Source organism: Pedobacter sp. WC2501 (assembly GCF_052682415.1).
Map to the genome: position 1 here is coordinate 3729696 of NZ_JBQZFI010000001.1, position 26044 is coordinate 3755739.

General features: G+C 37.1%; 28 protein-coding genes. 11 read left to right on the forward strand and 17 right to left on the reverse strand.

Going from position 1 to position 26044, the window contains the following annotated elements; genetic code table 11:
- Positions 1–64: 64 nt before the first annotated feature.
- Entirely contained in the window at positions 65–1513 is a 1449-nt protein-coding gene (locus tag ACUN24_RS15765; protein ID WP_445563360.1) for an SDR family oxidoreductase, read from the forward strand.
- A 229-nt stretch (positions 1514–1742) separates the two neighbouring features.
- On the opposite strand, the gene ACUN24_RS15770 is transcribed toward ACUN24_RS15765, so the two are convergent.
- Positions 1743–3650: a DUF3857 domain-containing transglutaminase family protein gene (locus tag ACUN24_RS15770; RefSeq protein ID WP_445563361.1), complete on the reverse strand. Its 1908-nt coding sequence runs from the start codon at positions 3648–3650 to the stop codon at positions 1743–1745.
- Positions 3651–5612, reverse strand: coding sequence for a transglutaminase domain-containing protein (locus tag ACUN24_RS15775; protein WP_445563362.1), 1962 nt, complete (start codon positions 5610–5612; stop codon positions 3651–3653).
- Positions 5613–5795: 183 nt separating this feature from the next.
- Here ACUN24_RS15775 and ACUN24_RS15780 point away from each other — a divergent pair, with 183 nt between their 5' ends.
- From ACUN24_RS15780 to ACUN24_RS15790, 3 genes are read left to right on the forward strand one after another with little or no spacing between them, the layout of a single operon-like run.
- Complete coding sequence (locus ACUN24_RS15780; RefSeq protein WP_445563363.1) at positions 5796–6749, forward strand: exonuclease domain-containing protein; 954 nt, start codon at positions 5796–5798, stop codon at positions 6747–6749.
- 52 nt (positions 6750–6801) lie between these two features.
- A complete protein-coding gene (locus tag ACUN24_RS15785; RefSeq protein WP_445563364.1) occupies positions 6802–7173 on the forward strand; it encodes a GxxExxY protein in 372 nt (123 codons plus the stop codon).
- Between the two features lie 54 nt (positions 7174–7227).
- The gene (locus ACUN24_RS15790) at positions 7228–9087 is read left to right on the forward strand and encodes a M1 family metallopeptidase (RefSeq protein WP_445563365.1); all 1860 of its coding nucleotides are present in this window, start codon (positions 7228–7230) and stop codon (positions 9085–9087) included.
- Between the two features lie 270 nt (positions 9088–9357).
- Here the strand turns inward: ACUN24_RS15790 and ACUN24_RS15795 are convergent, their stop codons facing one another.
- The 3 genes from ACUN24_RS15795 to queG are packed head-to-tail and all read right to left on the reverse strand — an operon-like array spanning position 9358 to position 10907.
- Positions 9358–9741, reverse strand: coding sequence for a type II toxin-antitoxin system VapC family toxin (locus tag ACUN24_RS15795; RefSeq protein WP_445563366.1), 384 nt, complete (start codon positions 9739–9741; stop codon positions 9358–9360).
- The gene (gene vapB / locus ACUN24_RS15800; RefSeq protein ID WP_445563367.1) at positions 9741–9947 is read right to left on the reverse strand and encodes a type II toxin-antitoxin system VapB family antitoxin; all 207 of its coding nucleotides are present in this window, start codon (positions 9945–9947) and stop codon (positions 9741–9743) included. Before vapB ends, ACUN24_RS15795 begins: the two co-directional genes overlap by 1 nt.
- Before the next feature lie 24 nt (positions 9948–9971).
- Positions 9972–10907 carry a tRNA epoxyqueuosine(34) reductase QueG gene (gene queG, locus ACUN24_RS15805; RefSeq protein WP_445565142.1) on the reverse strand — a complete coding sequence of 312 codons (936 nt, stop codon included), beginning with the start codon at positions 10905–10907 and terminating at the stop codon, positions 9972–9974.
- A gap of 135 nt (positions 10908–11042) precedes the next feature.
- On the opposite strand from queG, the gene ACUN24_RS15810 reads away from it, so the two are divergent.
- On the forward strand, positions 11043–11249 hold the full coding sequence (locus ACUN24_RS15810) for a hypothetical protein (protein ID WP_086545979.1): 207 nt from the start codon (positions 11043–11045) through the stop codon (positions 11247–11249).
- Positions 11250–11310: 61 nt separating this feature from the next.
- On the opposite strand, the gene ACUN24_RS15815 is transcribed toward ACUN24_RS15810, so the two are convergent.
- Positions 11311–12819, reverse strand: a complete 1509-nt coding sequence (locus tag ACUN24_RS15815; RefSeq protein ID WP_445563368.1) for a GNAT family N-acetyltransferase — start codon at positions 12817–12819, stop codon at positions 11311–11313.
- 121 nt (positions 12820–12940) lie between these two features.
- On the opposite strand from ACUN24_RS15815, the gene ACUN24_RS15820 reads away from it, so the two are divergent.
- Positions 12941–13324: a GxxExxY protein gene (locus ACUN24_RS15820; RefSeq protein ID WP_445563369.1), complete on the forward strand. Its 384-nt coding sequence runs from the start codon at positions 12941–12943 to the stop codon at positions 13322–13324.
- A 183-nt stretch (positions 13325–13507) separates the two neighbouring features.
- On the opposite strand, the gene ACUN24_RS15825 is transcribed toward ACUN24_RS15820, so the two are convergent.
- From ACUN24_RS15825 to pdxH, 5 genes are all read right to left on the reverse strand, one after another.
- Entirely contained in the window at positions 13508–13627 is a 120-nt protein-coding gene (locus tag ACUN24_RS15825; protein WP_445565143.1) for a Holliday junction DNA helicase RuvB C-terminal domain-containing protein, read from the reverse strand.
- A 212-nt stretch (positions 13628–13839) separates the two neighbouring features.
- Positions 13840–13929 (reverse strand): hypothetical protein, encoded by a 90-nt coding sequence (locus ACUN24_RS15830; RefSeq protein WP_445563370.1) that lies wholly within the window; start codon positions 13927–13929, stop codon positions 13840–13842.
- Between the two features lie 280 nt (positions 13930–14209).
- A complete protein-coding gene (ruvB, locus tag ACUN24_RS15835) occupies positions 14210–15232 on the reverse strand; it encodes a Holliday junction branch migration DNA helicase RuvB (protein WP_121283333.1) in 1023 nt (340 codons plus the stop codon).
- 31 nt (positions 15233–15263) lie between these two features.
- Positions 15264–16157 carry a 3-hydroxybutyryl-CoA dehydrogenase gene (locus ACUN24_RS15840; RefSeq protein WP_445563371.1) on the reverse strand — a complete coding sequence of 298 codons (894 nt, stop codon included), beginning with the start codon at positions 16155–16157 and terminating at the stop codon, positions 15264–15266.
- A gap of 96 nt (positions 16158–16253) precedes the next feature.
- Entirely contained in the window at positions 16254–16904 is a 651-nt protein-coding gene (gene pdxH, locus ACUN24_RS15845; RefSeq protein ID WP_445563372.1) for a pyridoxamine 5'-phosphate oxidase, read from the reverse strand.
- A 46-nt stretch (positions 16905–16950) separates the two neighbouring features.
- On the opposite strand from pdxH, the gene ACUN24_RS15850 reads away from it, so the two are divergent.
- Entirely contained in the window at positions 16951–17514 is a 564-nt protein-coding gene (locus ACUN24_RS15850) for a YqgE/AlgH family protein (RefSeq protein WP_445563373.1), read from the forward strand.
- A gap of 281 nt (positions 17515–17795) precedes the next feature.
- Here the strand turns inward: ACUN24_RS15850 and purE are convergent, their stop codons facing one another.
- Both purE and ACUN24_RS15860 read right to left on the reverse strand, forming a co-directional pair.
- Positions 17796–18302 carry a 5-(carboxyamino)imidazole ribonucleotide mutase gene (gene purE, locus ACUN24_RS15855; protein ID WP_445563374.1) on the reverse strand — a complete coding sequence of 169 codons (507 nt, stop codon included), beginning with the start codon at positions 18300–18302 and terminating at the stop codon, positions 17796–17798.
- Between the two features lie 83 nt (positions 18303–18385).
- Positions 18386–19525, reverse strand: a complete 1140-nt coding sequence (locus ACUN24_RS15860; RefSeq protein WP_445563375.1) for a 5-(carboxyamino)imidazole ribonucleotide synthase — start codon at positions 19523–19525, stop codon at positions 18386–18388.
- Between the two features lie 54 nt (positions 19526–19579).
- On the opposite strand from ACUN24_RS15860, the gene ACUN24_RS15865 reads away from it, so the two are divergent.
- The 3 genes from ACUN24_RS15865 (at position 19580) to ACUN24_RS15875 (ending at position 21571) form a co-directional block, all read left to right on the forward strand.
- Positions 19580–20770 (forward strand): NAD(P)/FAD-dependent oxidoreductase, encoded by a 1191-nt coding sequence (locus tag ACUN24_RS15865; protein ID WP_445563376.1) that lies wholly within the window; start codon positions 19580–19582, stop codon positions 20768–20770.
- Between the two features lie 248 nt (positions 20771–21018).
- Positions 21019–21261 carry a DUF433 domain-containing protein gene (locus ACUN24_RS15870; protein ID WP_025144700.1) on the forward strand — a complete coding sequence of 81 codons (243 nt, stop codon included), beginning with the start codon at positions 21019–21021 and terminating at the stop codon, positions 21259–21261.
- Positions 21245–21571, forward strand: coding sequence for a DUF5615 family PIN-like protein (locus ACUN24_RS15875; RefSeq protein WP_445563377.1), 327 nt, complete (start codon positions 21245–21247; stop codon positions 21569–21571). The genes ACUN24_RS15870 and ACUN24_RS15875 overlap by 17 nt, the downstream gene beginning before the upstream one ends.
- Here ACUN24_RS15875 and ACUN24_RS15880 read toward each other — a convergent pair.
- Positions 21562–22278, reverse strand: coding sequence for a hypothetical protein (locus ACUN24_RS15880; protein ID WP_445563378.1), 717 nt, complete (start codon positions 22276–22278; stop codon positions 21562–21564). The two genes, ACUN24_RS15875 and ACUN24_RS15880, sit on opposite strands and share 10 nt — an antisense overlap.
- A gap of 204 nt (positions 22279–22482) precedes the next feature.
- Between ACUN24_RS15880 and ACUN24_RS15885 the strand changes: the two genes are divergently transcribed.
- Positions 22483–24678, forward strand: coding sequence for a B12-binding domain-containing radical SAM protein (locus ACUN24_RS15885; protein WP_445563379.1), 2196 nt, complete (start codon positions 22483–22485; stop codon positions 24676–24678).
- A gap of 36 nt (positions 24679–24714) precedes the next feature.
- Here the strand turns inward: ACUN24_RS15885 and ACUN24_RS15890 are convergent, their stop codons facing one another.
- The 3 genes from ACUN24_RS15890 to ACUN24_RS15900 all read right to left on the reverse strand — a co-directional run bounded on the left by ACUN24_RS15890 (position 24715) and on the right by ACUN24_RS15900 (position 26031).
- Positions 24715–25083, reverse strand: coding sequence for a hypothetical protein (locus ACUN24_RS15890; RefSeq protein WP_445563380.1), 369 nt, complete (start codon positions 25081–25083; stop codon positions 24715–24717).
- A gap of 347 nt (positions 25084–25430) precedes the next feature.
- Complete coding sequence (locus ACUN24_RS15895) at positions 25431–25823, reverse strand: type II toxin-antitoxin system VapC family toxin (RefSeq protein WP_445563381.1); 393 nt, start codon at positions 25821–25823, stop codon at positions 25431–25433.
- Complete coding sequence (locus ACUN24_RS15900; protein WP_445563382.1) at positions 25810–26031, reverse strand: hypothetical protein; 222 nt, start codon at positions 26029–26031, stop codon at positions 25810–25812. The genes ACUN24_RS15895 and ACUN24_RS15900 overlap by 14 nt, the downstream gene beginning before the upstream one ends.
- Positions 26032–26044 lie beyond the last annotated feature (13 nt).

Consider the following 26044-nt stretch of genomic DNA (forward strand, 5'->3'; position numbering starts at 1 on the left):
AACTGCTGAAAATGAATATCGCTAACAATCGCTTTTATTTTGTGTTATGTATTAAACCTGTATTATGAAAATTTTATTAACCGGAGCGAACGGTTATATCGGCACCAGACTTATCCCTTTATTGTTAGAAGAAAAGCATGAAATCGTTTGTATGGTTAGGGATAAGCGCAGGTTTGTTTCAGCTTCTGATTTAAGTGATCAGGTGAAGGTTATTACAGGTGATTTACTCGATGCAGAAAGCTTAAACGAAATTCCAACAGATATTGATGCCGCATATTACCTGGTCCATTCCATGTCTTCAAGTCAAACAGGTTTTTCTGATATGGAGAAAGCTTCTTCCGAAAACTTTTCGGCAGCCATACGAAAAACCAATTGCAGGCAGATTATTTATTTAACTGGCATTGCCAATGACGAACATCTATCTAAACATCTGGGATCAAGGTTAGCGGTAGAGGAAGAACTTAAATCATCAGGAAAAGCCTGCACCATTTTAAGAGCGGCTATTATTATCGGTTCGGGAAGTGCCTCATTTGAAATTATTAGAGATTTAACTGAAAAAATTCCTTTCATGATTACGCCCAAATGGGTGGAAACACGCTGTCAGCCAATTGGCATACGCGATGTTTTAGCTTATCTGATCGGTGTACTGCACAATGATAAAGCTTATGATCAAACTTTCGATATCGGCGGACCTGATGTGCTAACCTACAGGCAAATGCTTTTGGGCTATGCTAAAGAACGTGGGTTGAAACGATGGATCATTACTGTTCCGGTACTAACACCGCGACTATCTTCTTTATGGTTGAACATGATTACGCCTGTACCTTATTCATTAGCCCGTAGTTTGGTAGATAGCATGAAGAATGAAGTAATATGTAAAGATAACCGTATCCATGAAGTTGTACCAATAAAATGTTTAAGCTATGCAGAAGCTTTGCACTTAGCTTTCGAAAAGATCGACCAGAATTCTATTGTTTCGAGCTGGAAAGATGCCCTGAACCGGGGTTATTTAAATTCTAATTTTATGGATCAGATTAAGGTGCCACAAAATGGAACCTTACAATATAAAGTTAAAATGCCTTTTGAACGCAAAGCGGAAGAGGTATTTGAAAATATCTGGAGTATTGGAGGGAATAGGGGTTGGTATTTCATGGATTGGTTGTGGCATTTGCGCGGCTTTTTAGATAAAATGTTTGGTGGGGTAGGTACCAGAAGAGGCAGGACCAGCAATATCGATTTACAGGCAGGAGATGTGCTCGATTTCTGGCGTGTACTGCTTGCCGATAAAAAGAGTAAAAGATTGTTACTATATGCTGAAATGAAAGTACCTGGTGAGGCATGGCTTGAATTAAAGCTGGTAGAGTTTCATGGAAAAGCTTTTTTATCACAAATCGCTACTTTCAGACCAAAGGGTTTATGGGGTAGAATGTATTGGTATGCCATGTGGCCATTTCATATTGTTTTATTTAAAGGGATGGCCCGGGAGATTACCACTTACAAGCCCGATAATTAAAACTATTTGCTTATTTTTGCTGCATAAAGAATGTAAAATGCCAAACGAAGAAAATGATTACTCTTTCTGGACCAAATATAAGAGATTTGCTTCAACAGAAATTTTGATGTACCTGATCATGATCATTGGTATTGGGCTCGGGATTATTTTTTTAAGCTAAGGGCGCTTTGTTTCCCACAGATTAGGCAAAAAAGAAGCGCAGATTTTTACCAATTATTAAAGAAGTCGTCTATTTCTTTAAGCTAAGGGCAAGTTTTAAATAATCAGCCGAATTTACAGCGTTAATAAATTTCGAGAAGTCCGCATATTTTTCTGCAGGAAATGTTCCATCGTTCAAAATAAACTTTCTATAGTAGGTTAATTTCTTGCCTTCCACAGATATTTTACACACATATTGCCCAAAATCGCTTTTAAATGTTTTATCCTGTCCGATAATTAATTTGGTATCTACATTATCAGGTAGGGTATATACAATCGTATCTTCATCGGTATAACCACGGTTAATGTATACAGGCAATATTCTGTTTTTAATTTCGGGGATTGATTTTTTGATGTTAAAGGCATTAAGCTGTAAAAACATTTTATTGCTATTAACAGGCGCATAATTGCGTATATTAAGGGTAATTTCTTCCGTTAATTTGGGTGCCATATCCTTTTTCTGTGCAAAGGCTACTGCATCAAAATCTATATTATCAATATTGTAGGTTTCTTTAAGTAGTTTATGTTGTTCGGTAATGGATTTGCCGATCAATTCTTCCTGATTTTCGTATTGTGAACCCTCGTAAACCGTATTCATTTTCCCGGTTATGTTTCCATCGGCTTCGATGATGAGGTTTGCTTTGCGGATCTGCAGGTTCTCTGCAGTTGTTAGTTTTGGCGTATGCAATAGTTTTCCGCCATCGGCAGTACAGGCCAGTACCAGTCTATCATCAGTAAAATCGCTTAAAAAGCCGAAGGGAATTTTTTGGTTCGTGCATTCTAACCAGGTGGTATCACCCTTTAATGGCATACATAGAATGATATGATTGCCTTGCACCATACTGGCGTAGGTTGGATCCATACTTTTCTTTTCGGAACCAGCTGATACTACACAGTAATAAGAATCTATATTTGCTGCATTGAGCAGGCTTTGCATATAATTTACCAAAGCTTTACAGTCGCCATAGCCCAAACGGTCTACTTCACTTGCTGCAATGGGCTGTAAACCACCGATACCAATCTGTACGCTGATATACCTGGTTTTATCTTGTAAATACTGATAGATTTTACGCGCTTTATCTTTGTCTGTTTTTTCGTCTTTTACCAGATCTTTTATCAATTCAATGGTAGCAGTTGGCAGTGCTTTACGCTCTGCCAACAAATTGTCATAAATCCATGTACCCAGCTCTTTCCAGTCCGTATAACTGCCTTTGTGGTTGTAATAATAGAATGCTTGCGGTGTAATCTGGATGTTGGTGGCATAAGTTTCGTGAGCAGGACTGTAGGGCTCAGTTCTAACGGCCATGATATTATTTACTTTCCAGATTGTTTTTTTCTGCTTCTCATCAGTTAAAACGTCTGGTGTTCCGCTATAATTATTGGTTTTAATTCTTACCTGGTCTGTCGGCTTACAAATAAAAATATAGGTACTTTTTTCCACTGAAACATCATCTGCTGGTTTAGGGCTCCAATGGGGGATAATCAGATTTTGCTTATTTCTAATTTCATAATTGTAAACCAGGGTGTAAGGATATTGGTTTACCGATGGCAGATAATGTTTTACACGGCTATCAACAAATAAGGAGAACCCATCGGCCGCACTCATATCAGCAAAATCATTCTGAGAAAACTTGTTGGTGAGTTTGCCTACACTATTGTAAACTTCTCCCTTTATGCTTTTAATCGAAATATTTTTATCGTAATAGATGGCCAAACGGGCCTCATCTTCTCCATTTTGGTTAAAAACTGTAATAGCTTTTTTTACATTGAGCATTACGTTATCAGGTGAGCGCATATCGACAGTTATTTCCTCATTACGGATACAGGCATTGGCGCGGTTACGGAGGTTAGCAGGAATTAAATCAACATCGTAATTGTCTTGTGCAAAGCTTATTACAGAAACTAAAAGGAAGGAAAACGTGGTGAATAGGAATCTCATTTAATTTGCCTGTTTTAATAAAAATTCTGTTTTCTGGTTCTGGATGATTTTGCTATAGAATTCCTTTAAGAAAAGATATTCTTCCGGCTGATAAATAGCATTGTTAAACTGTAAAATCTGACTCATCGAAATGGTGTTTTCATCTAAACCCGTTTGCAATAAATACCTTCCGCCAGCATTAGGTAATGCTATGGCCATATCTTTTGGTTTTTCCAGCAATTGATATTTTTCTGGTAAAAGCACATTGATGATAATCCGCTCATCGGATGCCGCGCCCAGATCAACGGGGTAGGTACGTTCGTTTAAATTAAACGGATTTTTTGAAATGGTACTGATAAAAAACGGGCTGAAATAAAACTGGTCTTTAATGGTGCCATCGTTTATGGTAAACTCTACCTCATATTTTTCTATCAAAGAATTTTCTACACTATCCAGGTTCGAAATTTGATGTTCCAAGATCTTAATTCTGGTTAACCGTTCATCCAATTTCTCTACATATTCATCCGGAGAACTGTAACGTAGAATATCTTTACGTTTGTTATATGCCGCATAACCCATGGTATGGGTGGTTAAAGTACCAATAATTTTTCCATCCGTAGTCATTTTCCCTATAAGGATATAACTGGTAGTTGCTTTCTGGCTTGCCGTTAAATCGATCCAGTAAGATGGTTTTTTTAAGTTGATTACCCTGCCTTGATCGTTAATACACCGTAGGGGTAACAAACCAAAAGGTAAAAGTGGTTCAGTAGCGTCCAATAAATAGCTTTTATCGGCAATATTTACTTTAGCTACCAGGTAATTAAAATCACTCATAACCGGATAAAGTTTGTTTACTGTTCCGTTATCACGGGTAGAAAGGATAACAGCCTCTGCATCTAAACCAGCTGCAGAAAGTGCTGCAATTAAGCTTAGGTTAACATCGGCTATGTTGCCCGATCTGTTTTCCAGTGCTTTTTTGATGTTATCTTCTGAGTATTTTCCGTAATAATTATTCCACTTGATCTGTTTTTTGATGTAATTATAAACGGCTTTTGCTTTATCTAAATCGGTAGCAGTTCCTTTTGTGATTTCTGGAATGAGGTCTTTAAAAACATCTTTCCTTTTCATCTGGTCGCCCAATGTTTTATAAGATGACAGCTCATAATCAATATCTTTCCACGTTTTGGTATAGGACGTTTTACTACCATTTAAATTCTGAACATCCGAAAGCTCGAAATAGATGGCCGATTTGAAGTTACTCGGGGCGGTCATGTTATCTTCCTCAATAAATGCCGGAATATTTTTCATCACGTAGGTAATTTTTGAGCAATCTATAGCAACGCCTGAAAGCCTTAAACATTCTTTGCTCAATTCTGATTTTTGATCAGTCAGTTTTTGAAATCCGCGTAAAGAAACGTTATAGTTGTAAATGCCTGGGATATAAACCAAATATTCGCTAATCACCTTTGGAATGTCGCCTTGAAACTCCCAGGTTCTGAAATTAAATAAGTTAGGCGATTTTAACTTGTAACTATATTCAATTATTGAGCCTTCTTTGAGGTTTGGAAGGGTAAACTTGGTCAATCTGGTATATTTTGACCGGTTTTCGGTAAAAATGGCTTTTTTGTCCATAACCGTTTCTACAAAATTATTAAAGGTAGAAGCTTTTAAATCACTGATCGTCTCTTCGCTGGATTCATCTTTATAGGTTGGAATAACAATATTAGCTTCTTTAAAACCTTCTTTATTGTAAATTTTGATTTTTACATGGTATTCAAAATTCAGTTCTAACCTCCCTGTATTATCGTCTAGTTGAATAGATGCAGTACCAAATTCTTTTAAAACAATCGCATTTGCATTACTGTCTAATTTTTTTCTGTCGAATTCGTAATCGTCGTAGGTAATTGCTCCGAAGTTAAAGTTTTGAGCATAAGTGGTTAACGATAAAGAAAGAAGGAATAGTATGGGAAATATTTTATTCATTTGAGCGTGTATAAATTGTCGCAATTTAACCCTACAAAGTAACATTCTAAAATAATTTGAAAATTAAATTTATAATTAATAAAGCTGTTTTACAGAACTAATGAAACCTTTTTAGCATTTTTGAAAAAAAAGAATTTGACATTCCGATTCAAATCTAATGTCGCCAATCTCACATCATAAGAAATGAAATTAAATTTAAAGCGCCCTTTAGCATTTTTTGATTTAGAAGCTACTGGAGTTAATGTTGGAGCTGACAGGATCGTTGAAATAGCGATTTTAAAAGCCATGCCAGATGGTTCTGAACTTGTTAAAACCTGGCGCGTAAATCCGGAAATGCCAATTCCTTTGCAAACTTCGTTAATACACGGTATTTATGATGAAGATATTGCAAACGAGCCTACCTTTAAAACTTTAGCTGCAGAAATTGCTGAATTTATTGGAGAAAGTGATCTGGCAGGATACAATTCAAACAAATTTGATATCCCTATGCTTTTAGAAGAATTTTTAAGAGCTGAAGTGGATTTTGAGATGAACAATCGAAAGTTTGTTGATGTACAGAATATTTTCCACCAAATGGAGCAACGTACCTTAAAAGCAGCTTATAAATTCTATTGTCAGGAAGATTTAATTAATGCGCATGCCGCAGAAGCAGATGTTATAGCAACCTATAAAGTTTTACTTGGACAATTAGAAATGTACAAGGAAACTGAGTTCGAAAGCAAACAGGGCGTAAAAAGTATTCCGGTTGTAAACGACGTCGATGCATTGCATATCTTCACCAACATTAATAAACCTGTAGATTTTGCTGGTAGGTTGGTTTACAATGATAATGATGAGGTATGTTTTAACTTTGGTAAACACAAAGGTAAAACCGCTGCTCAGGTATTTTCTGTTGAGCCCAGCTATTATGCCTGGATGAAAAATGGCGACTTCCCCTTATATACAAAAAAGAAATTAGACGAGGAATGGGCAAAGTTCAATGCGAAGAAAAACGAGAACAAAGCAGCGCGACCTCAAAATAACGCACCTGCCAATAAACCTCAATATCAGCAGAAACCTCAACCGAAGCCAGAAAAACCTGCAAAGCCGATCGATACGGATATGCTGGAACAATTGAAAATGAAGTTTGGCAAGTAGGGTTGTCTGGTTAACCACAGATAAAAAGGATAAACACAGATAATTAAGTGATTTGGAAGAACTTAATGCTATAACGGAGAAGATCATTGGAGCTGCTTATACAGTCTCAAATATACTTGGTTGTGGTTTCTTGGAGAAAGTTTATGAGAATGCGATGTTCTTGGAGATAGTAAAGCTTAACTTATCTGTGCTCAAACAAAAGCCACTACATGTTTTTTACGATGATCAAATTGTAGGTGAGTATTTTGCAGATTTAATGGTTGAAGAGGAAATTATTGTTGAAATTAAAGCTATAAAGGAATTAAATGAGATTCATCAGGCGCAGCTGATGAATTATTTGGTTGCTTGTAATAAAAGATGTGGACTGTTAATCAATTTTGGGAAGCCAAGAGTAGAAATTAAAAGAATGCTAAATGGCTATTAAACTTTGTATAAAATCTGTGTTTATCTGTGTCCATCTGTGGTAAAAAAATACATCATGAAATCTATAAAAATATTTTGCCTTCTATTGTGTACTGCAATTTATGTAAATGCGCAAACCACTTTACCGATAGAACCGGTATTTCAGAAAACCTATCAGAAAGAAACCAGAAATGCGAATGGGAAACCCGGTAAGCATTATTGGCAAAATACTTCAAAGTATGATTTGAATGTAGATTTTAATCCTGGCAGCAGGTTATTAAAGGGTAAGGTTCAGGTAACTTATACCAATAACAGTCCTGATACTTTGAAGGAAATCTGGTTTAAACTTTATCCAAATCTGTACAAAAAGGGGACACCAAGAAAATCAAACCTGGCAGAGTCTGATCTTGGTAATGGAGTTGCGATAGAAAAAATGGTTGCGAACGGAAAATCAATCACCGATTTTAAAATTGATGGAACAAATATGACCGTTAATGTTCCTGCGGTTATACCAGGCAAAACCATTAGCTTTTCTATCGATTATAGCTATACGTTAAATAAGGGCTCACACATGCGTACTGGTCAGGTAGATGAGGGTTCTCATTTTGTAGCCTATTTTTTTCCCCGGATAGCAGTTTACGATGATGTGGATGGCTGGAACAAATTTCCTTACACAGGTGCAGAAGAATTTTACAATGATTTCGATCAGTTTAATGCTTCAATTACGGTGCCGGGAGGTTACGGTGTCTGGGCAACAGGAGATCTGAAAAACCCTTCGGAAGTTTTCCAGAAAGATATTGTTTCGAGAATGTTATCTGCCGAAAAGAACGATGCTGTAATTGATGTGATTACCGATAAAGATTTAGCCGATAAAAAAGTAACGCAACCTAATGCTTATAACACTTTTAAGTTTGAAGCCAAAAATGTAACCGATTTTGTATTTGCTTTGAGTGATCATTACTTATGGAAATCGAGCAGTTTAGTGGTTGATCCTAAAACGAAAAGAAGGACACGTGTGGATGCTGTTTTTAACCCGAAACATAAAGATTATTATGAAGTGATTGATTTCGCCCGTAAAACAGTAGAATCTATGAGCTATACTTTTCCAAAATGGCCTTTTCCTTATAACCACGAAACGATATTTGATGGTTTAGACCAGATGGAATATCCAATGATGGTAAATGATAATCCGGTTGACAATCGTACAGATGCCATTACCTTAACCGATCATGAAATTTTCCATACCATGTTTCCATTTTATATGGGTATAAACGAAACCAAGTATGGCTGGATGGATGAAGGTTGGGCAACTATCGGTGAGTGGCTAATATCACCAATGATTGATTCTACTATTCTTGATGAATATGGCGTACAACCTACGGCGTCCTCATCTGGCGGGAAAGACGATACTCCGATTATGACCTTGACACCTGATTTAAAAGGATCAGGCTCTTTTACTAACTCCTATCCTAAACCTGGTTTAGCTTACTTGTACGTTAAAGATTATCTTGGAGATGAGTTATTTACTAAAGCTTTACACACTTATATTCAAAACTGGAATGGCAAACACCCAATGCCATACGATTTCTTTAACAGTATAAACGAGGGCAGTGGTAAAAATTTAAACTGGTTTTGGAAAGCCTGGTTTTTTGAAGATGGTGTGACCGATATGGCCATTAAAGCTGTAGATAAAACTTCAGGTGGATATACAGTAAGCATTGAAAATAAAAGTGTTAAGCCTTTGCCTATTGATTTAACGCTAACTTATGAGGATGGTTCTGTTGAAAAGAATCACAGTACTATTGGCGTATGGGAAAAAGGCGACCGACAGGTGAAAATAAATATAACAACTAATAGAAAGTTATCTAAAGTAGTAATGGGGAACCCGCACACGCCGGATAAGGTTAAAAGTGATAACAGCTTTTCGGTGAATTAGATGAATACCAAGGAAGTCAAGTCGAGCCGAGCAAATCGCCCAAAAACTTGACTTCCTTAACATAGTCAAGTTTTTGGGCGATCGTCATCCTGAACTTGTTTCAGGACCTATTTAACCCAATTCTTAATGATAGATGCTGAAATAAGTCCGATAGCTATCGGATCAGCATGAAGCTCGTATTAATCCATGAGTCTATAAACATACTTATTCAGGTTTCAGAAAATTGATATTCCTTTTTAGTCCGGTAAATTTGTTGCGCTTGACAATTTGTTAGTTGATCAGCTGTACATTATAAGCCGGGAAATAGTTGTCGTTGCTAACCAAGTGAAGATTTTCAATAATCGATTGAGATATAATCAATCGATCAAAAGGATCATTATTGAAATGCTCTAGCTTTGAAAGTTGGATGATATGATTTAATGTTATCGGTAATATATCAAATCCACTTTTCTCTATAATATTAAATATCTCTTCAATAGTTGAATTCAAATCTAGTCTTCCAAGAGAATATTTAATAGATAGCTCCCAATAACTCACTATACTAATAAAACATCTGTTATTTGAATCTTCAATAATGTTTTTGATCTTTTTCGAAAGTTTACCATTATTAGTGATAAACCAGATTACGATATGTGTATCAAGTAACAAGTTCATTAAAGATAATCCTCAAAGCCTTCTATTGGATCATTGAAATTATCCTTCATGTTGATTAAGCCCTTTCCTAAACCTGCAATTCTCTTTTGCGGTTTGATTAAAGACCTATCTTTAGCCATTAAAGAATCAATATAATCTGATACCCGCTTTTTTAGTTCAGTAGGTAAGTCTGCTAGCTTGGTATATAATTGAATATCAGTCATCATATCAAATATAATAAAGATTTGTGATTATTCGGGCTTAAGAAAATCGATATTCCTTTTCAGTCCATTAAATTTAGTGCGCTTAACTGCCGATCCTTTAAAAACCTTTTCAAAAACATCATCTGTAATTTCAGTCAGGTCTTTTGCATTCAAATCCAGTAAGCCATTCTCCGGCTTAAAGGCTTCTTCATTGTGTGCTTTAGAGAAACGGTTCCACGGGCAAACATCCTGGCAGATGTCGCAGCCAAACATCCAGTTGCTCATTTTATCTTTAAACTCATTTGGGATCTCATTTTTGAGCTCAATGGTGAGGTAGGAGATGCATTTAGTTCCATCTACAACCTGTGGTGCAATAATAGCATCAGTAGGGCAGGCATCCAAACAGCGGGTACAGCTGCCGCAGTAATCGGCCTGGTATGGATGATCGTAACCCAATTCCAGGTCAACAATCAATTCAGCAAGGAAGAAAAAAGAACCTTCGGTTTTGCTGATCAGGTTGGAATTTTTACCGATCCATCCAATTCCTGATTTTTTTGCCCAGGCGCGGTCTAAAACCGGAGCAGAATCTACAAATGCCCTTCCAGAAACTTCTCCAATATTTTCTTCTATAAAATGAGTCAGTTCTTTTAATTTCTCTTTGATTACAGTGTGGTAATCCTGCCCGTACGCATACTTGGAAATTTTCGGTGCATTGGGGTCTGACTGCTTTTCTTCAGTATAATAGTTTAGCGATAAAGAAATTACAGATTTAGCGCCATCAACCAGTAATCTGGGATCAAGGCGCTTATCAAAATAATTTTCCATGTATTTCATTTCGCCATGACGGTTTTGGTTGAGCCAATTTTCCAGCCTTGGCGCTTCCTCTTCAAGGAACTCAGCTTTAGCTATGCCACAGGCCATGAAACCCAGACGCAGGGCTTCATCTTTTATCAATTGGCTATATTTCGCATAATTGTTATACACCGGTCTGCAAAGATAAGGCTTAGGAATTAAAACATTTTCATTAATCACTTGTTCTAGCTACAGAAACTAAATTAATTAATTATGGTTCGCCCTGTTGGTTTAACACTATACAGGAGAGCTTTTAAAGCATTAGCTATGGAAAATATAGATCCACAACATACGGAATCAGGAGCAGCTCCTAAACCGATTGAAAAAGATTACGAAAGTCATAAAGAAGATCCCGGGCCAGCAAAACCAGCAGTTACAGAAAAGGACGAAAACGGAGGAGGACAAGCTTTGAAATGGGTGCTACCTCTGGCTGTAATTATTGGCCTGATTATCTGGTTTGTAATGAGAAAATAATTAGCTTTAGATTAAAAATGAAATGCCGGTACATTAATTTGACCGGCATTTTTTATAGCAATTATTTTAAAAGTTTAACCTGATAAAGATCTTTCCTCCTGTCTTTTAGCACCTTTACTGTTCCGTAATGATGTAGTTCGTCTAATAAATGTAAATCAACATCTACTACCAATACCATTTCAGTATTTGGCGTTGCTTCTGCTTTTATAGCATTGGTTGGAAAAGCAAAATCGGACGGGGTAAACACTGCTGATTGAGCAAACTGTATATCCATATTATTCACCTTTGGTAAATTACCTACACAACCTGCAATGGCCACGTAACATTCGTTTTCTATTGCCCTTGCCTGCGCGCAGTGGCGAACACGGGTATAACCGTTCTGTGTATCGGTTAAAAATGGTACAAATAAAATCTGCATCCCCTGCTCGGCATAAATGCGGCTTAATTCTGGGAATTCTACGTCATAACAAATCAAAATGCCTACTTTACCACAATCGGTATCAAAAACCTGCACCTTATCACCACCAATCATGCCGTAATATTTTTGCTCATTTGGTGTGATGTGGATTTTTCTGTACTCATCTATTTTACCCGTACGGTGACAGAGGTAAGTAGCATTGTAAAGTTTACCATCCTCAATAAGTGGCATACTGCCCGTAATGATGTTTGTATTGTAACTCAATGAATATTCATGCATTTTTTGTACAATCTCTTCCGTTTTTTCGGCAAGCTTTCGCATCGCCTCAATTTCCGGTAAGTGATTGTAGGGTTGCAACAGGGGCGTATTAAATAACTCGGGGAACATCACGAAATCTGATTTGTAACCGCTCAAAGCATCAACAAAAAATTCTACCTGTTCATAAAAAGCTTCCATATTTGGGAACAAACGCATTTCCCACTGCACCAAACCTAATCGAATGGTCATTGCCGAACGTGCCGAGGCATCAATACCCTGGTAATAAATATTATTCCACTCAATTAAGGTGGCATATTCTTTTGATTCTTTATCGCCAGGTAGATAATTTTTTAATACTTTTCTGACGTGAAAATCATTCGAAATCTGAAAAGTTAAAGTGGGATCGTAAATTTCTTTTGCCTTTACCTTATCTATATATTGTCTCGGGCTTAACTTCTCCGCATATTCATGGTAACCAGGAATTCTTCCGCCGGCAATAATGCTTTTGAGGTTAAGGCTTTCACAGAGTTCTTTCCTGGCTTCATATAGTCTCCTTCCTAACCGTAAACCCCGGTATTCAGGGTGAACGAAAATTTCGATGCCATACAGAGTGTCTCCATTTGGATCATGTGTTGTAAATGAATAATCACCAGTGATTAATTTATAGGTATGCCGATCGCCATATTCGTCGTATTCTACTATAATAGCCAATGAACAGGCCACAACTGTGTCATCCACTGCAATACAGAGCTGCCCCTCGGGAAAAATATTTATAAGTTTTGCAATACTTGATTTCGGCCAGATGGAACCACCCATACTGTCGTAGGCTTGTAGCATTGATTCTTTAAGATCCGCGTAATCTTCTAGCGTTAGTTTACGTAATTCAATATTCATAATGTTTGATTTGTAGCTATTGAACACAAAAGCTGCGTTAATGTTTTCTTGAAAATGTTAATAGGTTGTGAGGTTGTATTTTTGAGTATTCTTTTCTGGAATAAATTATTAAATTTAAGTAATGACGGAAAATGAAGTATCATATATCATTCGAGGAAGTATTTTTAGAGTTTATAATACGCTTGGACCGGGCTTACTCGAATCTGCTTATGAAGCTGCTTTAAAATATGAAATAGAAAAGGCAGGGTTATTTGTGCAAAGACAGGTTTCATTGCCCATGCACTATGAGGAAATTACCGTTGATGTTGGGTATAGATTAGATCTTTTAGTAGAAAAAAAGGTGGTCGTTGAATTAAAATCAGTGGAGTTTATTATGAATGTTCATCATAAACAATTGCTTACTTATTTAAAGTTGTCAGGTTATAAATTGGGATTATTGGTCAATTTTAATACTGATAATATTTCTGATAGTATTTTCAGAAAAGCTTATCGTTTAGATCTTTAACAACCTTGTGGCACTTTTCCCGCAAATTTAGCAGATCAGGCTCGCAGATTTAAAATGATTTTTTTTGATCTGTAGGCCATATATGCTATCTGTGATGATCTGCGTTTTTTATCATTTGGAATCTGCGGGAAAAAAGCATATAGCATTAAAACAACTTCCCGGTTTGGCCAGGATAATTTTTCTTTATTGCTTATAAGCCGCCTCGGTAACTTCTCTGCCACCTGAAGTACGCATGATATATCCTTCCTGGATTAAAAATAGTTCATAAACATTTAAAGTTATCGGGTTATAAACTGGGATTATTGGTCAATTTTAATACTGGATAATATCGTTTATATTATTTTCATAAAAGCTTATCGATTAGATCTTTAACAATCTTGTGGCACTTTTCCCATAGATTTAGCAGATCAAGCTCTCAGATTTAAAATGATTTTTTTTGATCTGTAGGCCACATGTGCTATCTGTGATGATCTGCGTTTTTTATCATTTGGATCTGCGGGAAAATAGCATAAGTATTAAAACAACTTCCCGGTTTGTCCCGGAAAATTCTTCTTTAGATGTTTATAAGCCGCCTCGGTAACCTCTCGCCCACTTAAGGTACGCATGATATATCCTTTCTGGATTAAAAATAGTTCATAAACATTTAAAGTTATCGGGTTATAAATTGGGATTATTGGTCAATTTTAATACTGATAATATTTCTGATAGTATTTTCAGAAAAGCTTATCGTTTAGATCTTTAACAACCTTGTGGCACTTTTCCCGCAGATTTGGCAGATCAAGTTCACAGATTTAAAATGATTTTTTTTGATCTGTAGGTTACATGTGCTATCTGTGATGATCTGCGTTTTTTATCATTTGGATCTGCGGGAAACAGTATATAGCATTAAAACAACTTCCCTGTTTGGCCAGGATAGTTCTTCTTTAAATGTTTATAAGCTGCTTCGGTAACCTCTCTGCCACGTGAAGTACGCATGATGTAGCCTTCTTGGATCAAAAAGGGTTCATAAACCTCTTCAATAGTACCTTCATCTTCTCCAACGGCCGTTGCAATGGTTTTTAAACCTACCGGACCACCCTTAAATTTGTCGATAATGGTAACCAGAATCCTGTTATCCATCTCATCCAAGCCATGCTCATCCACATTTAGTGCATTTAAGGCATAGCGGGCTATTTCGGTGTCGATATTTCCATTTCCTTTAATCTGCGCAAAATCTCTTGTTCTGCGTAAAAGTGCATTTGCAATACGGGGCGTACCACGGCTACGGCGGGCAATTTCATAGGCGCCTTCGTCACTTATAGGTGTTTTTAATATATCAGAAGAGCGTAGCACAATTGTAGTGAGCAACTTAGCATCGTAGTAAGCTAAACGGGCGTTAATTCCGAAACGGGCTCTTAAAGGCGCTGTTAACAAACCAGAACGTGTAGTGGCGCCAACCAGCGTAAAAGGATTAAGCGATATCTGTACCGAACGGGCGTTTGGACCAGTTTCGAGCATAATATCGATTTTAAAATCTTCCATTGCAGAGTACAGGTATTCTTCTACAAGGGGAGATAAACGATGGATCTCATCAATGAAAAGGATATCGCCTTCATCCAGGCCAGTTAATAGACCAGCCAGGTCACCAGGTTTATCCAATACCGGACCAGAGGTTACTTTGATACCGGTAGCCATTTCATTGGCAATGATATGAGAAAGTGTGGTTTTACCTAATCCGGGAGGACCATGCAGAAGAACATGATCCAAAGCCTCACCGCGGAGTTTCGCCGCCTGAACAAAAATCTTCAGGTTTTCCATCACTTTTTCCTGCCCCGTGAAATCTTCGAAAGCCTGCGGCCTCAAAACCCTTTCAATATCACGATCGGTAGGGGTCAGGTTGCTTGCTTCAGGATCCAGGTTCTCATTCATACGGCAAATATAAAATTAAATGCTAAAAAAATTAGGATTTTTTAAATTTATCAGAAACGACTAGTTCTTTTGATCCTGCTGTGTATTGATAAAAGCCTTCGCCGCTTTTGGCTCCTTTTTTACCTGCGGCAACCATATTTACCAGTAAAGGGCATGGTGCATATTTAGGGTTGCCAAAACCATCATGTAATACTTTTAAAATTGCCAAACAAACATCCAGACCAATAAAATCGGCTAACTGCAAAGGCCCCATAGGGTGTGCCATTCCAAGTTTCATCACGGTATCGATTTCGTGCACACCTGCAACGCCTTCGTATAGGGTATAAATGGCCTCATTAATCATGGGCATTAAAATGCGATTGGCCACAAAACCAGGATAATCATTTACCTCAACCGGAACTTTCTCTAAACTTTGAGAGAGTAGCATGATGGTACTGGTCGTTTCATCACTGGTGGCATAACCTCTTATTACTTCTACTAACTTCATTACCGGAACCGGGTTCATAAAGTGCATTCCGATTACCTGATCACCTCTTCCGGTTACAGCAGCAATTTGTGTAATGGAAATAGAGGAAGTATTGGAAGCGAGAATAGCATGTGCAGGTGCATACTCATCTAGATCCTTAAAAATTTTCAATTTTAAGTCTACATTTTCGGTAGCAGCTTCTACAATTAAATCGGAACTTTGAACACCATCCTTAATTGATGTGTAGGTAGAGATGTTATTCAGAGTGACCGCTTTATCATCTTCTGTTAAGGTTCCTTTGGCAACCTGCCTGTCTAAATTTTTGGTAATGGTTTGTATTGCCTTGTCCAATGCAGGCTGATTGATATCAATCAGATTGACTTTATAATTGAATTGTGCGAAGGTATGGGCGATGCCATTTCCCATGGTGCCAGATCCTATAACTGCGATTTGTTTCATCCTTTAAAAGATTATAAAAAGAGAATTACTGGTAAACGATTAGTTAAATGAAGATCTTGCCTTAAAGCCGATCTCTTTTGATTTTGATAAACAACCTTATGGCGCTAACCTGGTTTTAGTCCAGATACCATTAGTCTTTTCGAAGTTTATCCTATCGTGTAACCTGCTTCTTCTTCCTTGCCAAAACTCTATTCTTGTCGGTTTTACAATATAACCTCCCCAGTGTGCTGGTTTCGCAATGCCTTTATCGGAACTTTTAGCTTTAAGTTCTTCAACTTTTTCTTCCAAAAATGTCCTGTTCGGAATAATCTGGCTTTGTGGTGAAACTACTGCTCCAATCTGACTGGCAATAGGTCTGGTGCTGAAATAGGCTTCTGATGTTTCTTTATCCAATTTTTCTACTGTTCCTTCAATTCTCACCTGTCTTTCAAGCTCTGGCCAGAAAAACACCAAAGCTGCATAAGGATTGCGTTTTAGTTCTTTTCCTTTAGCACTCAGGTAATTGGTGAAAAACCTAAAACCATCTCCATCAACGCCTTTTAACAGCACTATACGGGCATCTGGTCGGCCAGCTTTATCGGCTGTAGCCAAAGTCATTACATTTGGTTCGTATATCTGGGCATCAACTGCGTGTTGAAACCATTTTTGAAACTGGACAATCGGATCTTGGTCAACGTCAGATTCGTCCAGTGAAGCGCTTTTGTAATCTTGGCGCAGGTTTTGTAGAAATTCATTTGTAACTTGCATTTAACAAAAATAGGCATCTTTTATGGTGTAACAAATGATTATCATCATGCTGAACAATATAAAACCAAAAACTGGCCGCTTACTCATCTCAGAACCATTTATGGCCGACCCGAATTTTAAAAGATCTGTAGTGCTGTTAACCGAACATGGTGATGATGGAACAGTAGGTTACATTCTTAACCAGGTAGGAAATCTGATGTTGAACGACGTAATTCAGGACTTATGGGATGCAAAAAATTACATTTATTTCGGTGGACCTGTTGCTGCAGATACCTTGCATTTTATCCATAGGTGTTACGATAAATTACAGAGTGGGGAACCTATTGGGAATGGTTTATACTGGGGAGGAAATTTCGAAACACTTAAAATCCTGTTAAATACCAATGCCATAAGCCAGGACGAGGTAAAGTTTTTTATGGGGTATTCTGGCTGGGATTATGGACAACTTGATCGTGAAATTGATCAAAATGCCTGGATGGTGAGTGATACCTTTAACCCTGATCTCATTTTCAGTAATGATGACGAAAAGCTTTGGCGGGATGTAATTGTAAACCTAGGCCCGAAATATGCACATATTAGTAATTTTCCAGTAGATCCGAGTCTAAATTAATCAATTGGCGATTTTCAATTTAAAGGAAGACCAAATAATCTCAGAATACAGCGGGCGATGCAAAATTTATTTTCATTGCCCTTTTACATTTACGAAGGAATAACCTCATCTTTTTTATCAGTATGTCTTTAAAAGATCTTAGGATTTAATCTTAGATCCGTCACCCTGAATTCATTTCAGGGTCTATCATACTGGTAAGATGCTGAAATAAATTCAGCATGACGACCGCCTTGAGAAGCTGCACTAAAATGGCGATTTTAAATAGACTAATTACTCCTGACTTAGGACTCCAGATTATCTGCGCTTTCTTCAACTTTTCTTCTCAACTCATCTTTATAAGCCTGCATTTTAACCGTTAAAGATTCATCAGCAGTTGATAAGATTTGCGTAGCTAACAAACCTGCATTTTTAGCAGCGTTTAAGGCAACCGTAGCAACCGGAATACCATTCGGCATCTGTAAGATTGATAAAATACTGTCCCATCCATCTATAGAGTTTGATGATTTAACCGGAACACCGATTACGGGTAAAGTAGTGATAGAAGCCACCATCCCAGGTAGGTGAGCAGCACCGCCAGCTCCTGCAATAATCACTTTTAAGCCACGGCCTTGTGCTTCTTTCGCATAATTAAACATGCGTTCTGGTGTTCTGTGCGCAGAAACAACCGTAATTTCATAGTTTATTCCAAATTCTTTTAATACATCAGCAGCATCTTGCATTACAGGTAAATCAGATTTGCTACCCATGATAATGCCTACTAATGCCGAATTTGAATTTCCTTGACTCATATCTATTTTATTTCTTTGTTAACTTCTTTTAAAATTTTGTACTTCCACTTCGCTGTTAGTTCCCCCTTCAGCGGGCTAGGAAGCTATGCAATTACCTTCAATGTTTTTTGTACAAACCTTGCTTTTTCGATGGCTTTTTCCCTGTCAATATCTACAATGGTTACATGGCCCATCTTGCGGAAAGGTTTAGTGTATTTTTTGCCATATAGGTGAACATAGACGCCGTCGATAGCTAATATTTTTTCCAGATTTTCATACCTGGCTATACCTTCAAAACCTTTTTCGCCAAGTAAATTAATCATAATGGCATTGGTAATGCTGCTGGTATCGCCTAATGGCAAGTTATAAATTGAGCGTAAATGCTGTTCGAACTGAGAAACATAGTTACCTTCAATAGTCTGATGGCCGCTATTGTGCGGACGAGGGGCTACCTCATTAACTAATAATTCGCCATCTTTGCAAACAAACATCTCAACCGCTAAAATTCCGGTAATATTCATCGCAGAAGCTATGTTTTTGGCAATATTTTCTGCCTTTTGTTGCAAACTTTCAGCAAAAGTTGAAGGGGAAATTAAAAATTCTACCAGGTTGGCTTCAGGATTAAATTCCATCTCAACCATTGGGAAGGTTTTCATATCACCATTGGCGTTCCGGGCCACAATTACTGCTACTTCTTTTTCAAAATCGACCAGTTTTTCAATAATACAAGGCGCATCAAAAGCATTCTCAAGATCGGTGGCATTGTTGATTTTCATTACGCCTTTACCATCATAACCATCTTTCCTCAATTTCAAAATGTATGGAAAATGGAAAGGACTGTTCTCCATATCTTCCTTGGTATTTACAATCTGAAAAGGGGAAGTAGGAATGTCATTTTCCTTGAAAAACTGTTTTTGTACGCCTTTATCCTGAATTAAACGGATCACCCTCGATTGAGGAAAAACTTTTTTACCTTCTTTTTCCAATTGCTCAAGCGCATCGATATTTACTTTTTCAATTTCAATGGTAATAATATCAGCTTTCTTTCCAAAGTTGTAAACGGTGTCAAAATCGGTAATGGAGCCATTTTCGAAATAATTTGAAATGTGTTTGCAGGGAGCATCCGGATCTGGGTCTAAAACTAATGTAGTTACATTGTAATTGATTGCTTGTTGAATGAGCATTCTGCCCAATTGTCCACCACCTAAAATACCTAATTTTAATTCGCTAATCTGTTTTGCCATGCGCTTGAAAATAATGCTACTTTTGTGCAAAAGTAACCATAATAAATTTTATTGATGAATGCTGATGCAATAATTATTGGTGCAGGTGCCTGCGGATTGATGTGTGCCGTGCAGGCAGGCTATTTGGGTAAGAAAGTAATTGTGCTTGAGAAAAATGAAAAACCTGGTGCCAAAATTTTAATTTCTGGTGGCGGCCGCTGCAATTATACCAATCAATTCACATCAGCTGAGCAGTTTATATCTGCCAATTCACATTTTGTAAAATCGGCTTTTACCCAGTGGACGGTTGATGATACCATTAGCTTTTTTGAGACTTATGGCATAACAGGCAAAGAAAAAACTTTGGGTCAATTATTTCCTGATGATAAAAATGCGAAGGATGTTGTTCAGGTTTTTACCTCCATCTGCGAGGATTTTTGTCAGGAAATTAGGTGTAATGCTGATGTAAAAGACATTGAAATATTACCTGATGGCTTTAAAGTAAGTTATGAGAAAAATGGTAAAACGGTTGTTTTAACGGCAGCTAAACTGATAATTGCCGCTGGTGGTCTACCTATTCCGAAAATGGGTGCTACCGATTTTGCCTTACGTTTTGCCAGAAAAAATGATCTAAAAATAATTGAAACTGCGCCGGCTTTAGTCCCCTTAACCATTACCGGTAAAGATGAAGAGTGGTTTGCCCAGCTTTCAGGCAATTCTGTTTTTTGTGAAGTCAGCAATGATGAAATCTCCTTCGAAGAAAATATTCTTTTTACCCATTGGGGATTGAGCGGTCCGGCTATTTTGCAAATCTCTTCTTTTTGGAGAAGGGGCGAAACCATTAACCTGAATCTGTTGCCCCATCAGGATATCGTAGCATTATTGGATGAGGAAAGAAAAACAAATGGTAAAACTTTATTATCTACGCTGTTAAACAGGATTTATACCAAGAAGTTTACTGATGCCTTAGGAAAATTTTTGCCTTTAAGCAAGCCTGTTGCAGCGTTAACAAAAGGAGAAATCGATTTAATTGAACAAACGATCCATCATTTTAAGGTTAAACCCGCAGGCGATAAAGGTTACGACAAGGCCGAGGTGATGCGCGGTGGGATAGATACTAATGAAATCTCTTCTAAAACCCTGGAATGTAAAAAAATACCCAATCTGTTTTTTGGTGGCGAATGTTTAGATGTTACCGGTTGGCTGGGTGGTTATAACTTTCAATGGGCCTGGGCCAGTGGTTTTGTAATTGCGCAGAATATTTAACGGTTGCTAAACCTATCAGGTTTTTTAAGTCTCTCAGGTGGTCAATATTATTTTGGAAATAGGCGGCTGTAATACTTCGGATTTGCAGCCCTGCTATCGTTCCAAGTCCTCACTCGTTCCTCGCTCCGGGCTTTCCACTTTATCAGGTTTATTTACCTAAAACAGTGGTTCTTTGGCAAAAAGCTCAGACGCAATAAAATCATTTAGGCTTTAAAATTTACGATTAAATTTAGTAAATTTGATATACTATGGAATCGTTAAAAGATATAATTTCAACAAATGCTGATATTTTAGGCGGTTTACCTGTCTTTGCAGGTACAAGAGTTCCAGTTGAAACCTTATTTTTCCATGTCGAAAAGGGAATCACCATTGACGAATTTTTAGAAGATTTTCCAAGTGTTTCTAAAAAGCAGGTTATTAGTGTCTTAGAAGTTGCTAATAAATTGATAACGTCAGATCATATAGATAAAATCTATGAAATTGCTTCTTGATGAAAACCTTCCCAAAAGATTAAAAGAACATTTCGAAGAACATGAGATTTATACTGTTCGTGATATGGGCTGGAATGGTGTTAAGAATGGAGAATTACTGAAGTTAATGATTGCGGATGAATTTGATGTATTGATTACTTTTGATAAAAATCTTCAGTTTCAACAAAATTTTTCAAAATATACACTTCCAATAATCGTTTTGAATGCATTTGATAATACTTATTTGACATTAAAAGAATTTATGCCACAAATTTTATTATCACTGAAATCGAATCTTAAAGTTGGTGCTAACATAATCACCTACAAATAAACATTTGGTATAATTTCCCAAGCCCATGGCTTTTTGAAAGTCTTAAATGTTCTCAGTTGAGAAAAATACAATACTTCACTGGTTTTCTTATTGGCAATATCCCTTCTGTGCAAATTACCAGCAGTGGTAAATAATTCGCGTGTTTTAAAATCGTAAACCCTTTCGGTCATATCTCCGGTATTTTGGTTAAAGTAAAGATTGATGGCGCTGGTTAAAAACCAATCGTTGTTTTCGAATTTAAAAGTATAGCCCAATTCCCAGCGCCACTCTGATCCTCCTTGAAAGCGGAGATAAAGTTGCTGGTCTTTAATCGCAGTCTTTTGCAGCGGGTCGCCCAGTTTACCACCTTCTTCCGAACGTAAAATGAAATCATTATTCTGTGTAGATAAATAATAATTTCCAGATGATTTGTCTTTAAAAAATAAAGCCAAAATCCTCGGTTTCTGTGTTTCTTTTATAATCGCGCTGCTGTTGTCGCCATAAACCCGGGTTTCATCAATTGCTTTGTCATATTCTAAAATTACTGCTAAATCGGCTAAACCATCGTTGTTTAAATCGCCGTAGGCCTGGTCGATAACTGTCCAGTCGGCAGGGGTAAACTGTTCAACAGAAGATCCTTGTGTTTTGATTTTAGGAAATATAAATGTTTTTTGCGCAAAGCTGAGTTGCGCGCAGAGCATCAGGATGTAAAGACAAAAAACTTTCATTCAGATAGAAAAGGTGTTGATGTAAGGATAAAACGTGTTAATTGGGCTTTTAGTTTACCATTAAGCTCAGAGAGAATTAACAGCCACGGAATTACTTAAAACACGGAAAATTAATCGCAGTTGATTTTCAGTTAGCACAATAGTGTTAAAATACAGCCTTAAACTTCCGAAAATCCCGTACTTTTGCAGAAAAAACAATTCCTTTTGAAAACCGAAATATTTGCCATTACGCCACCGTTTACTCAACTGAATACCCCATATCCAGCAACGGCGTATATAAAAGGTTTTCTGAATACCAAAAATATCAGCGCAACACAGGCCGACTTAGGAATTGAAGTAATTTTGGAATTGTTTTCTAAAAAAGGATTACAAGATTTATTTAGGGTAGACAATCAAAAACCTAAAAGCGACAACGCTAAACGTATTTTTGCTTTACAGGATGAATATTTAAAAACCATTGATGCCGTAATCGCTTTTCTTCAGGGAAAAAACCCAACCCTGGCCTTACAGATCTGTAGTGATGACTTTTTGCCTCAGGCTTCAAGGTTTGCTGCTTTAGAAGAATTAGACTGGGCCTTTGGAGCGATGGGTACGCAGGATAAAGCAAAACATATGGCCACACTTTATCTGGAAGACATATCTGATTATATTGTTGAATGTATCGACGAAAATTTTGGTTTTAGTCGTTATGCCGAACGTTTAGGCAGAAGTGCGAATTCTTTTGACGAGTTATACGGTGCCTTATTAAAAGAACCTACTTACATCGATCAGATCCTGATTTCGGTTTTAAAAGAGAAAATTGAAGCGGTACAACCTCGATTATTTTTGATTTCTGTTCCTTTTCCGGGCAATTTGTACAGCGCTTTCCGCTGTGCGCAATGGATAAAAGCCAATCATCCTGAAATCAAAATTTCCATGGGTGGTGGTTTCCCAAATACCGAATTAAGGTCGCTATCAGATGTACGGGTTTTTGAGTTTTTCGACTACATCACTCTGGATGATGGAGAGCTGCCAATCGAATTGTTGTACCATAATATTACGCATCCTATCCCGGCTGAAGCCCGCTTTTACAAAAGAACTTTTCTGCTTGAAAATGGCAAGGTGGTTTACCGTAATGATGCTTTCAGAAACGATTATAAACAAGCAGATGTAGGCACACCAGACTATACAGGCCTGCTTTTAGACAAATACATTTCAGTAATTGAAATTGTTAACCCTATGCACCGCATGTGGAGTGATGGAAGGTGGAACAAACTTACCATGGCGCACGGCTGTTATTGGGGTAAATGTACCTTTTGCGATATTTCACTGGATTATATTAAAGTTTACGAGCCTGTAGCCGCTAAGTTAATTGTGGACCGTATTGAGGATTTATATGCCAAAACGGGGCAGAATGGATTCCATTTTGTGGATGAGGCAGCTCCGCCTGCACTGATGCGTGAAGTGGCTTTGGAGATTATCAGAAGGAAATTAGCAGTTACCTGGTGGACGAATATCCGCTTTGAGAAAAGTTTTAGTCAGGATTTATGTTTGTTGCTCAAAGGTTCCGGCTGTATTGCTGTTTCAGGTGGATTGGAAGTTGCATCTGATCGTTTGTTGAAACTGATCGATAAAGGCGTAACGGTAGAGCAGGTAGCTAAGGTTACCCGCAATTTCACCGAAGCAGGAATTATGGTTCATGCTTATTTAATGTATGGTTATCCTACGCAAACGGTGCAAGAAACGGTTGATAGCTTAGAAATGGTACGCCAATTATTTGAAGCAGGTATACTACAATCGGGTTTTTGGCACCAGTTTGCCATGACGGCACATAGTCCGGTGGGGATGTATCCTGAAAAATTCGGGGTTGTAAAAGAAACAGAAGTGATTGGGAGTTTTGCCAATAACGATATCAATTACACGGATAAAACAGGCATTGATCATAATAAATTCAGCTATGGATTGAAGAAATCGCTCTTCAATTTTATGCACGGGATCTGTTTTGATTACGAACTGCAGGATTGGTTCGATTTTAAAATCCCGAGGACAAAAATTCCAGCCGATTTTATTGAAAAGGCATTAAACGACAGCGACCATTTTAATACGAAACCTACTGCAAAAGTAGTGTGGATAGGAGGAAAGCCTTCGGCAGATTATTTCATCAAATCCAAAAAGGGAAATACCTGGGAAATGGCCTCACTCACCTTCCACGATAAAAAGGAAACTTTTATCGTTCAAACCAATAAAAAAGAAGGAGAGTGGTTAACTGCTATCTTGAATAAAATTTCGATCTCTAATGAAAAAGTATATACTTTTCAGGAAGTTAAGACCGATTTTGAGACAGAATTGGAAAACTTTGAACTTTTCTGGTATTCGAAACCCATAAATACGTTAAGGGAATACGGGCTTTTAGTGCTGTAATTAAAAGATGATGATCGTGATCATTTATTTAGGTTATTATGCAAAATATAAAACAGCAAAAATGATTGGTGCAAAAACAAAATATAATCCTGCGCACATATACGCCCATTGGTCGAAAATGGGTGGTGTTTTATAATTTCTTCGTCTATAAGCTATAAATCCCATAATAATTGGTGCAATAAGTGCTAAATAAAAGTAAAACAAGTAGAAAACTGCTGACCATTGTAACAGAAAGAAAATAAAGACTATTTGAATCAGCCCACCATAATTAGCAAAAATCATAAGAAATTCTATGAGAAGAAAACTTTTTGATTTTTCCTGTTTTATTTTTTTTGCCAGGAGTATATAAAATATAATTCCAATTAAAGGAATGATTAAATAAATGATGATTTCTTTGGAATTCATAATATAAAAGTAAGATTTAACGTGAATAACAAAAATCAGATCTTCATTTTGAAATTCGTGAGAAAATAGATAATACAGATGAGTATAATCGAATTTATGATCAGCAATAACCAGGAAATAATGGATTTTCTATTTTTCATCAAGGCTATAAATGAAGTGATATAAGCCATTGCAATTAACACGAGGAATAAATTTACGGTTTGGATGCCCAGGATGTAGTAACCACTATATGAGAAAACCAGTATGCTTAATATTAAGAATATAACTGAAGCTGAGGTGTATAGTTTGTTTGGTTTCATCTTGTGCTTTCTTTAGCGCATTTTTTATCTTAATCTTGAGTTTTCATTCTACCAGGTCAATATCCTCAAATTTGAAATCTGAAGGAAATGTTTATCTCTTGTACTTAGCTTGAGTTTATGTTGTATTGCAGATGAGGCAATCCAAATATCGTTTTCAGGGATAGGCGTGCCTTTTTTTCTTAAATCGGCTTTAATCTTGCCATAAACCAATGTTGTGTCGTTATCAATTTCCAAAATGTTGTAAGTTGCTATCAACTGCTTAATATTCGCTATGTTTTGCTCAACTTTAACCGAATATTCTGCGCCATAAAATAGTTCTCCAATAACAATTGAGGATAGGTATACTTCAGATGTACTGTCAATGTGATTTGCAACGGAAATATCACCTTTCAATAAGGCCGAAATAATATTGGTATCCAATAAAACTTTATTTCCAGCCATCTAAGTCTATGTTTTCACAATCATCTTCAATAGCCTTATCCATTAATTCCATATCTGACTTTGAGATCATGCCTATAAAATCATGAGCTGACTTTTTTTTATCAGTTAATACTGATTTTTTTAAAACCTTTACAATATTCAAGTCTTCCAAATCCTTAAGAAGTTGGTATGCTTTGTTGTTATTGATCTGTAGTAGTACGGTTTCCATAAATCAAATTTAC

Excerpts from the sequence above, each read along its gene's own strand:
- ACUN24_RS15880 (WP_445563378.1), bottom strand. The coding sequence starts at position 22,278 with ATGAAAGTTTTTTGTCTTTACATCCTGATGCTCTGCGCGCAACTCAGC.
- ACUN24_RS15820 (WP_445563369.1), top strand. The coding sequence starts at position 12,941 with ATGACGGAAAATGAAGTATCATATATCATTCGAGGAAGTATTTTTAGA.
- ACUN24_RS15770 (WP_445563361.1), bottom strand. The coding sequence starts at position 3,650 with ATGAGATTCCTATTCACCACGTTTTCCTTCCTTTTAGTTTCTGTAATA.
- ACUN24_RS15900 (WP_445563382.1), bottom strand. The coding sequence starts at position 26,031 with ATGGAAACCGTACTACTACAGATCAATAACAACAAAGCATACCAACTT.
- pdxH (WP_445563372.1), bottom strand. The coding sequence starts at position 16,904 with ATGCAAGTTACAAATGAATTTCTACAAAACCTGCGCCAAGATTACAAA.
- vapB (WP_445563367.1), bottom strand. The coding sequence starts at position 9,947 with ATGATGACTGATATTCAATTATATACCAAGCTAGCAGACTTACCTACT.
- ACUN24_RS15890 (WP_445563380.1), bottom strand. The coding sequence starts at position 25,083 with ATGAATTCCAAAGAAATCATCATTTATTTAATCATTCCTTTAATTGGA.
- ACUN24_RS15860 (WP_445563375.1), bottom strand. The coding sequence starts at position 19,525 with ATGGCAAAACAGATTAGCGAATTAAAATTAGGTATTTTAGGTGGTGGA.
- ACUN24_RS15840 (WP_445563371.1), bottom strand. The coding sequence starts at position 16,157 with ATGAAACAAATCGCAGTTATAGGATCTGGCACCATGGGAAATGGCATC.
- ACUN24_RS15795 (WP_445563366.1), bottom strand. The coding sequence starts at position 9,741 with ATGAACTTGTTACTTGATACACATATCGTAATCTGGTTTATCACTAAT.
- ACUN24_RS15830 (WP_445563370.1), bottom strand. The coding sequence starts at position 13,929 with ATGCGTACCTTAAGTGGGCGAGAGGTTACCGAGGCGGCTTATAAACAT.
- ACUN24_RS15850 (WP_445563373.1), top strand. The coding sequence starts at position 16,951 with ATGCTGAACAATATAAAACCAAAAACTGGCCGCTTACTCATCTCAGAA.
- ACUN24_RS15875 (WP_445563377.1), top strand. The coding sequence starts at position 21,245 with ATGAAATTGCTTCTTGATGAAAACCTTCCCAAAAGATTAAAAGAACAT.
- purE (WP_445563374.1), bottom strand. The coding sequence starts at position 18,302 with ATGAGTCAAGGAAATTCAAATTCGGCATTAGTAGGCATTATCATGGGT.
- ACUN24_RS15895 (WP_445563381.1), bottom strand. The coding sequence starts at position 25,823 with ATGGCTGGAAATAAAGTTTTATTGGATACCAATATTATTTCGGCCTTA.
- ACUN24_RS15790 (WP_445563365.1), top strand. The coding sequence starts at position 7,228 with ATGAAATCTATAAAAATATTTTGCCTTCTATTGTGTACTGCAATTTAT.
- ruvB (WP_121283333.1), bottom strand. The coding sequence starts at position 15,232 with ATGAATGAGAACCTGGATCCTGAAGCAAGCAACCTGACCCCTACCGAT.
- ACUN24_RS15815 (WP_445563368.1), bottom strand. The coding sequence starts at position 12,819 with ATGAATATTGAATTACGTAAACTAACGCTAGAAGATTACGCGGATCTT.
- ACUN24_RS15810 (WP_086545979.1), top strand. The coding sequence starts at position 11,043 with ATGGAAAATATAGATCCACAACATACGGAATCAGGAGCAGCTCCTAAA.
- ACUN24_RS15865 (WP_445563376.1), top strand. The coding sequence starts at position 19,580 with ATGAATGCTGATGCAATAATTATTGGTGCAGGTGCCTGCGGATTGATG.
- ACUN24_RS15780 (WP_445563363.1), top strand. The coding sequence starts at position 5,796 with ATGAAATTAAATTTAAAGCGCCCTTTAGCATTTTTTGATTTAGAAGCT.
- ACUN24_RS15765 (WP_445563360.1), top strand. The coding sequence starts at position 65 with ATGAAAATTTTATTAACCGGAGCGAACGGTTATATCGGCACCAGACTT.
- ACUN24_RS15870 (WP_025144700.1), top strand. The coding sequence starts at position 21,019 with ATGGAATCGTTAAAAGATATAATTTCAACAAATGCTGATATTTTAGGC.
- ACUN24_RS15775 (WP_445563362.1), bottom strand. The coding sequence starts at position 5,612 with ATGAATAAAATATTTCCCATACTATTCCTTCTTTCTTTATCGTTAACC.